Here is a 6450-nt window from a genome sequence, read left to right as displayed (position 1 = left end):
TCAACAGGAGTTATCCGGTGCCCCAAAAAAAACAGGCAATATCCCCCAGGACAGTCATAACCAGCCATGTAAATTCTGATTTTGATGCCATTGGGGCCATGCTGGCCGCCCAAAAGCTGTACCCTGAATCTGTAATTATTTTCCCCGGGTCCCAGGAAAAAAACCTCAGGGATTTTTTCATTCATTCCATGGGATATTTGTTTAACATGGCAGATCCCGATACAATAGACTTCTGTGGGACCCAGCGGCTGGTTATTGTGGATACCCGGCAGAAAAGCCGCCTGTCCGGTGTTGAACCGCTCCTGGAAAAACCGGACCTTATCATTGAAATTTACGATCACCATCCGTCTTTGCCCGGCGAAATCAAGGGCACCTATGACCTGTCAAAGCCCTATGGGTCCACCACCACCATCATGTGTGAACTTCTACGTGAAAAAAAAATCAGCATCAGCAGTGATGAGGCAACGGTGATGGCCCTTGGAATTTACGAGGATACCGGTAGCTTTACCTATTCTTCCACAACCCGGGCCGATTTTGAACAGGCCGGCTTTCTGATCTCATGCGGCGCATGCCTTTCCACCATTTCAAACCTTGTGGTCAAGGAGATGAAGACCGAACAGGTCACCTGGCTCAATGAGTTAATCAATGAAATGACAACTGTTGCCGTCAACGGCATCCAAATCCATCTGTCCGCCATTGCAGCGTCCCAGTACATTTCGGATCTTGCCTCCATTGTGCAGAAAATTGTCAGAATGGAGAATCTGGACTGTTTTTTTGCCCTGGTGCTCATGGGGTCCAAGGTGCATGTCATTGCCAGAAACCGTCTGCATGAACTGGATGTGGGTAAAATCATGGGGGCCCTTGGCGGGGGAGGCCATTTTTATGCGGCATCTGCCAAGGTGGAAAATCAGACACTTCCCCAGGTTGAAATGCGTTTGATGGAACTTATCGAACAGCAGATCAGGCACATTTGTGTGGCAAAAAAATTAATGTCCAGCCCGGCCATCACCATCACCGCTGATAAATCGTGTCTGGATGCAGCGAAAAAGATAATCCGGTACAATGTCAACACCCTGCTTGTCCTTGATTTACAAACAAATGAATACTTAGGGTTTATTACCCGCCATGTGGCTGAAAAAATACTGCATCATAAGCTTGGGCCCCAGCCTGTTGTTGATTATATTGAACCAGGTACCCAAAGTGTCAGCGTGTCCTCTGACCTGGCTGACATTGAGCACAAAATTATTGATTTAAAGCAGCGAGTCGTTCCGGTCATGGAAAACCGGGTAATTGTCGGCGTTATCACACGCACCGACCTTTTAAATTTTCTGGTGGAACATAACCGGGAAGTTGTCCTAAGCGAGAAAACAGATATTTCCGGCCTGAAACCCCGGACAAAATATGTAGGCAATCTTCTGAACAGTCGTTTGAACGAGCGCGTGCTCACCCTGCTTTCCGACATTGGCAATGCCGGTGACACCCTGGGTGTGGAGGTCTTTGTGGTAGGCGGTTTTGTCCGGGACCTGATGCTGGAACGGCCCATTGAAGATGTGGATGTTGTGGTGGAGGGAGACGGCATCGCCTTTGCCAGCTATTTTGCCTCAATGCATAACTGCAGGTTGCACCAGCACCGCAAGTTCAATACAGCAGTGATCATTTTTGAGGACGGGTATAAGGTTGACGTGGCCTCTGCCCGGCTTGAATATTATGCAACACCCGCAGCACTGCCTGTGGTGGAGAACTCCTCCATCAAGATGGACCTTGCCAGAAGGGATTTTACCATCAATACCCTGGCCATTTCCCTGAACACGGAGACCTTTGGCACGCTCATTGACTATTTTGGGGGTGTCAGGGATGTTAAGGATAAAATTGTCCGGATTATCCATAATCTAAGCTTTATCGAAGACCCCACCCGGATTTTCAGGGCCATCAAATTCTCCAACAGGTTTGGCTTCAGGATTGGAAAAGTTACCTCCAATCTTATCAAAAACGCCTTAAATGTCGGTGCAGTCAAACATTTAAGCGGACTGCGGGTGCTTTCGGAACTCAAACAGATTTTCGGAGAAGACAATCCGCTGCCTGCAGTGCAGACCATGGCTGATTACGGCCTGGACAAGGTGATTCATCCTGATCTGAAATTAACGGATGCCACCTGTGCCTTGTTTGAATCCGTGGGTAAAACCCTGGCATGGCATGATCTTTTATATGCAGATGATGCGTATCCGAAATGGGCGGTTTACTTCATGGCCTGGCTTCACGGGTACACCTTTAGGATGAGTACCCAGATCGCGGACAGACTGATGTTCCCCCTAAAGGAAAGAGAGTTACTGCTTGAGCAGCGCATCAAAGCCGAACAAACGATCCGGCTTATTGAAAGAAGCTATCCGGTCTCAAATCAGCAGATGTACTGGTGGCTGATCTATTTTAAAACCGAATGCCTTTTATTTATGCTGGCATTGACTAAAAATGAACCGGTGCGCAAAGCTATCTCCCATTTTTATACACACCAGCGAAAAACGCAACCGGTGATGGGGGGAAAGGATCTTAAATCCGCCGGTATAAAGCCGGGACCGGTTTACACCACGATTCTAAATAAAATTATTGACGAAAAGCTGGACGGTAAACTGAATACCATGGAAGAAGAAATTGAATTTGCTAAACATTACGCCTTTGAAAACAAGCTGATTTGATCGGATCAGGCACTAATTAGGAAGCTGATTTATGATATCTGAAAAAGTGATCCAGGAGATCAAAAAGATCTGCGGCCCGGAATTTGTCAGCTGCGACAAGACCGACCGTATTCTGTACAGCTATGATGCCACGCGCAAACAATTCCTTCCGGATGCCGTGGTGCATCCGGCCGATGCCCAGACCGTATCACGCATCATGACACTTGCCCATCACCACCGCATTCCGGTTTATCCCAGGGGTTCCGGCACCGGATTCACCGGCGGTGCCCTGCCGGTCTGCGGGGGGATGGTTATGAGAATGAGCCGGATGAACCGCATCCTCGACATTGACCAGGAAAATCTTGTGGCTGTGGTGGAGCCCGGTGTGGTGACCGGGGATTTCCAAAAAGCCGTGGAGGCGCTGGGACTGTTTTATCCTCCGGATCCGGCATCTCTGAAAGTATCCAGCCTGGGGGGAAACGTGGCCGAATGCGCAGGAGGCCCCCGGTGTGTCAAGTACGGGGTAACCAAGGACTATGTCATCGGCCTGGAGGTGGTGACGCCCACAGGCGACCGGATTGAAACCGGAGGCACCACCATGAAGGGGGTGGTGGGCTACGATCTGACCAAGCTCTTCTGCGGTTCAGAAGGCACCCTGGCCGTCATCACCAAAATTATTCTCAAGCTGCTTCCCAAACCCCAGGCCAAGAAGACTATGCTGGTGGTGTTTGATGCCATTGACGGTGCTGCCAAGGCCGTATCCGCCATTATCCGTGAGAAAATCATTCCCGCCACCCTGGAATTCATGGACCGCCGGACCCTGGACTGCGTCAGGCAGACCGCAGGGCTGTCCATGCCGGAAGCCGCCAGAGCGGCCCTAATTATAGAGGTGGACGGGGACAGGGAGTTCCTGGACAAACAGACCCAAAGAATTCTGGCAGTGATCGAATCTCTGGGCGTTTTGGAGAACCGGATAGCCAATACTTTTGAGGAAAGCGAAGAGATTTGGAAGATCCGCAGGGCAGTATCCCCCTCATTGAGAAAGCTTGGACCGGACAAGTACAACGAAGATATCTGCGTGCCCAGGGCCAGACTGCCGGAAATGATCCGCCGGATCGAAAAGATTGCCGACCTTTATAACCTGCCCATCGTGAACTTCGGGCATGCCGGCGACGGAAATATCCACGTCAATATCATCGCGGACAAATCCGATGCGAAACAGAAGATCAAAGCGGAGCATGCCATTGAGGCGCTGTTCCGGGCCACCCTGGAGCTGGGCGGAACCATGAGCGGAGAACACGGCGTTGGTATCATGAAGGCCCCCTATCTTTCCCTTGAGCTATCCGCCGAGTCTATCCGTTACATGAAAATGCTTAAAAAAGCCCTTGATCCGCACAATATTCTCAATCCGGGTAAAATTTTTCCAGACGCTGCCTGTCCTCCTCCCGGAGAAATGAAATGAAGGATCTGAAACAATACCGGGAGTGGTTTCAGGCCTGTGTCAAATGCGGTGCCTGCCGGGCCACATGCCCGGTGTTTAAGGTTGAGAACCAGGAAGGCGGTGTGGCCCGGGGGAAAATTGCCCTTGCCCAAGCCATGATGGACGGGCAACTCTTTGCCGAAGACAGGCTGATCCATGATCTGTCCCAGTGCCTGCTGTGCGGCAGTTGCACCCACCTGTGCCCCAACCAGGTGCCTACCCCGGATATCGTGGCGGCGGCCCGCATGGAAGTAGCTCTGAAGAAAGGGTTGTCCGGATTCGGAAGAGGCGTGGCCGCTTTAGTGACGCATAAAAAAGCCATGGACTGGATGAGTAAAAGCGGCGATTTGGCCTCCCGGCTCCTGTGCCGGCAGATTCCTGAAACAAGCGGCTTGAGACTGCGGTTTCCGCTGCCGGGCATTCCTAAGGCGCGCACCTTGCCAAAACCTTCATTCACACCCTTTTTGAAGCGGGATACCCGGCAGACGCCTTCCCGGTCAGCAAGCCCCAAGGTGCTTTTTTTCACCGGCTGCGGTATCAACTACCTGTACCCTGAAATCGGTGAGTGCCTGGTCCGTATTCTCAACTTCATGGGGATCCATGTGACCCTCACCGACGAACAAGTCTGCTGCGGGCTTCCGGCCCTGTCCGCCGGTGCGGGAGAGGCGGTGGAAACCCTTGCCAAAAGAAATTTGAAGACCTTGAAAATCCACGCCTTTGACTGTGTACTCACGGCCTGCGCCTCCTGCCATGATGCCCTGGCCGGGATTTACCCTTCCCTGGGGGCTGAGTATCAGCCCTTTTCCGAAAAGACCCGGGACATCATAGATTTTTTGATGAATATGGACCTGGCAGGCAGGCTTTCATCTATACCCCGATCAGAGGCTCGGGTTAAGGTGACCTACCACGATCCCTGTCATCTGCGAAATCACGAGCTGACCCAGGCCCCCAGGCAGCTCCTTTCCGCTTTGCCCCAGGTTGACTATGTTGAGATGGCGGATGCGGCAACCTGTTGCGGCCTGGGCGGCACCTTCTCCGTACACCATTACGAAACCAGCCAAAAGATCGGCAACCAAAAGGCCAACCATGTTGCCCAAAGCGGGGCCAAAATCGTGGCAACGGCATGTCCGGGATGCATGATTCAGCTCCAGGACAGCCTTAACCGCAAAAATTATCCTACCAGGGTGACTCACCTTCTGGAACTAGTCTGCCAGGCACTACTTTACGACCAACTATCAGCAAAAGGGCCGTCCAACCGGACAGCCCTTTGATATGCAAAAGTCAGTGAAATTTACTCTCCGATACGCTCAAGGGCGGCTTCAAAGACCCGGGTCGCAGGTTTATCAAATGATATCAGGGGGACAAAGTGGAAAGTCCTATACTCTAAATTTATAGTAAACTTTAGTTTCTTTATTGACACTCGCAAACGGAAGTGATAATTAACCCAACGTTGCTTTTAACGGGACGTGGCGCAGTCTGGTAGCGTACTTGTCTGGGGGACAAGTGGTCGCTGGTTCAAATCCAGTCGTCCCGACCATTATAAATAAAGGCTTTCAGCGGTTTTGCTGAGAGCCTTTTTTTGTTGTGAAACGCTACTGGGTCACGAATTGGGTCATGATTTAGGGGGGTGTTGGAAGCAGCGTATTTTCAGTGAGATAGATCCAGCATGAGCCTGGCCCCTGGATGAATATTAATGATCCTGGTCAAGGTAATTGACTTGTAGGAGGCATTTAAACCCGGGTGCTTGGCCATTGGCCTTCTAATTTTCCAGAAGTTCGGTCGCAGTATGATTGACGGATCGGGCTATGCGCTATATCCTCAGTTATCTATTATTCTATATCTCACCACAGGAGGCATTATGGAATACCAGGATAAGGTGCTACTATGACCCAACACTGCCTATCAATCCGCCAGCCTTGGGCGTCGCTCGTGGCGTATGGGGAGCATACCGAGTTTAGAACATGGGATACCAGCTACCAGGGACAGCTTATCATTTGCGCCACAGCAAAAAAGGTAACAATCGAAGGGGATATTTTCCCGCACGGGGTAGCCATTGCGGTTGTTGAGATGACAGGTACACGCAAAGTCAAAGACGGGTACGAATGGATCTTTGAAAACACCCGTCAGATTGTTCCCGTTCCCGTAAAAGGCCGGCAACGGATTTTCACCATACCAGATATCAAGCTTGAATACCTGGATGATGATGACGACCACGTCGAGGTATTTCAAGAGATGTTCAGCTCGGCAGAATAACTAAGGGCTGGATATAAACAAGCCCCCGTGAGTGCGGACTCAAAAAAT

At 50.9% G+C, this 6450-nt stretch carries 4 protein-coding genes and 1 tRNA gene; all 5 read left to right on the top strand.

Features of this window, described 5'->3' with window-relative positions; all coding sequences use genetic code 11:
- The coding region (locus tag AB7U36_RS16145; RefSeq protein WP_428160733.1) for a CBS domain-containing protein at positions 1 to 2690 on the top strand (2690 nt) is incomplete at its 5' end.
- A 31-nt stretch (positions 2691 to 2721) separates the two neighbouring features.
- Positions 2722 to 4131, top strand: coding sequence for an FAD-binding oxidoreductase (locus tag AB7U36_RS16140; protein ID WP_428160732.1), 1410 nt, complete (start codon positions 2722 to 2724; stop codon positions 4129 to 4131).
- Positions 4128 to 5420, top strand: a complete 1293-nt coding sequence (locus AB7U36_RS16135) for a (Fe-S)-binding protein (protein ID WP_428160731.1) — start codon at positions 4128 to 4130, stop codon at positions 5418 to 5420. Before AB7U36_RS16140 ends, AB7U36_RS16135 begins: the two co-directional genes overlap by 4 nt.
- 189 nt (positions 5421 to 5609) lie before the next feature.
- Positions 5610 to 5686 (top strand) — tRNA-Pro (locus tag AB7U36_RS16130).
- 347 nt (positions 5687 to 6033) lie between these two features.
- The gene (locus tag AB7U36_RS16125) at positions 6034 to 6402 is read left to right on the top strand and encodes a hypothetical protein (protein ID WP_428160730.1); all 369 of its coding nucleotides are present in this window, start codon (positions 6034 to 6036) and stop codon (positions 6400 to 6402) included.
- Positions 6403 to 6450: the final 48 nt, after the last annotated feature.

The organism is Desulfobacter sp., from assembly GCF_050177295.1.
The sequence above is the reverse complement of the archived record's forward strand: the minus strand, read 5'-3'. Positions and strand labels throughout refer to the sequence as shown.

Excerpts from the sequence above, each read along its gene's own strand:
- AB7U36_RS16140 (WP_428160732.1), top strand. The coding sequence starts at position 2,722 with ATGATATCTGAAAAAGTGATCCAGGAGATCAAAAAGATCTGCGGCCCG.
- AB7U36_RS16135 (WP_428160731.1), top strand. The coding sequence starts at position 4,128 with ATGAAGGATCTGAAACAATACCGGGAGTGGTTTCAGGCCTGTGTCAAA.
- AB7U36_RS16125 (WP_428160730.1), top strand. The coding sequence starts at position 6,034 with ATGACCCAACACTGCCTATCAATCCGCCAGCCTTGGGCGTCGCTCGTG.